The organism is Nostoc sp. CALU 546, from assembly GCF_048836525.1.
The window spans coordinates 1-1,864 of the sequence record NZ_JAWJTF010000366.1 but is presented as its reverse complement, the minus strand read 5'-3'; the positions used below and the strand labels follow the sequence as shown (position 1 = coordinate 1,864).

Here is a 1,864-nt window from a genome sequence, read left to right as displayed (position 1 = left end):
TCACCAGTGATACAGCCCCAAGAGGAGCCGCGGTGATAAATCATAATGGAAAAACCGTTGATTGAAGTGTTCAGAAGCCAGAAGAAAAACAGTCTGGACTTTCCTTAAAATTCCCTGGAAGTCTTTAACCAGCAACGATAGTATTCATCCGCCAATCGTACAGAATACCCAACAGAATTCTGACTCCTGACTCCTGAATTCTGTTGTGACAAAGTACTACATTTGCGCTTCAATTTGCCTGACTACTGTTAGTGCTGAGTAACTCACGCCAGCAGTACCTTCTCCTGGATGGGTGGAGTCACCAACTAACCACAGATGTTGGATGGGTGTGCGATTTGCGAAGCCAAAGGGGCCAAAGGTGGGTATTCTTTGACCAATACCACCGACTATACCGCGATCGCGTCCTGTGAAATGGGCAAAGGTGCGGGGTGTGGCGGCTTCTTGATAAAGAATAGTTTCTGGTTTGAGATAAAAGTATTGAGCTAGACGAGCGATCGCTTCTTGGGTAAACTTTTCTTTTAGCCCTTCATAATCATCAGTCTGCCACCACTCTGTAGGATCGACAAATGAAGAAGCAATAATTGTCGCTTTCCCCTCCGGTGCGCGACCGTCTCCAGGATGACTGACGGAAACAAATAGGGAATTATTCTCACCAATCGGGCCATCAGCATCGTACAGAAATTGGAGATGGGGAGGACACCCAGTTGGAATTGCGCTGGCATCCACACCCAAATACACCACAAAAGCACCCGATGCTTGGGGTAGTTTTTCCACACGGTTTTTATAACCAGATGGCGCTTGTTCTCCCAATAACTGCACCAAGTTTTGCACAGTAACGTTACCAACTATGTGGTCGGCTGCTTCTGTCCAGACTTCGCCAGTTTTCTGATTTCTAATTACTACAGCACTGGCTTTGCCGTTTTCTACTTTGATTTGTTCTACAGTGTGGCGCATCAATAACTTGCCACCATCTCTTTCTAAGGATTGTACCAAGCGATCGCTTAATACTTGCATACTTCCCCGGAGATGAAACAATCCTTGGGGTAATTGGGATACACTCAACGCCGTCGCTGCATAAAGTAGTGCTGTTTCTTCTGCATTGACTTGGGAATACAACTTCAGTTGCAAATCCAAAAAAGTTCTCAATCGTTGGTCATTACCTAATCCACATAACCGTAAAGCATCTCCTACCGTAAACAAAGTGAAGGGTACGGTAATTAATGTACTGGGACGCACCGCTTGCGCTAGCTGCCACAAATCCCATAAATTACGCGGTGGTAGCACCGGGTCGCGTCCTTGGAATTCCCAACTCGCATCAAATAAAGTTGCCATCAACTGCCAAAACGGTTCGCTACCAGGAAACTGTTTTTGTCGTTCCTCTTGCCATTTCTCTTGGTCGCGCCAAACGTTGATGGGTGTGCTTTCCCCAGGTAAATATACCGCACAAGCCGGGTCACAAGGCGTTGCTGCCGGTAAATCTATTGCCAATTCTGAGAAAATGCGGTGGTGAATTCCCCCTGGTTCTAAGCCTGCAACCTGAGTTGCACCCACATCAAAGGTAAATCCCTGGCGTTTAAACGTCGAAGCACAGCCCCCTGGTACGAGGGCTTGGTCTAGAATGAGGACGCTGTAACCTCTATGAGCTAATAATGCCCCAGCAGTCAGTCCACCGATTCCTGCACCAATAACAACTACATGAGATTTACTTTTGTCAATAGAAATGCTGGACATTGAGATTTAGTTTTACAATTCTTAATATTGCTATTCATAATTTTATAGCGTGATTGATTAAACCACAATCTTCGTTAGGGGTGCATCCCATTGGTGTCAACTTAATGCTAAACTGGCGAATTCTATTCGCCCT

At 45.9% G+C, this 1,864-nt stretch carries 1 protein-coding gene; it reads right to left on the bottom strand.

The window, feature by feature from the left end; genetic code table 11:
* Positions 1-216 precede the first annotated feature (216 nt).
* Complete coding sequence (gene crtD, locus RRG12_RS43720) at positions 217-1,731, bottom strand: C-3',4' desaturase CrtD (protein ID WP_420758613.1); 1,515 nt, start codon at positions 1,729-1,731, stop codon at positions 217-219.
* Positions 1,732-1,864: the final 133 nt, after the last annotated feature.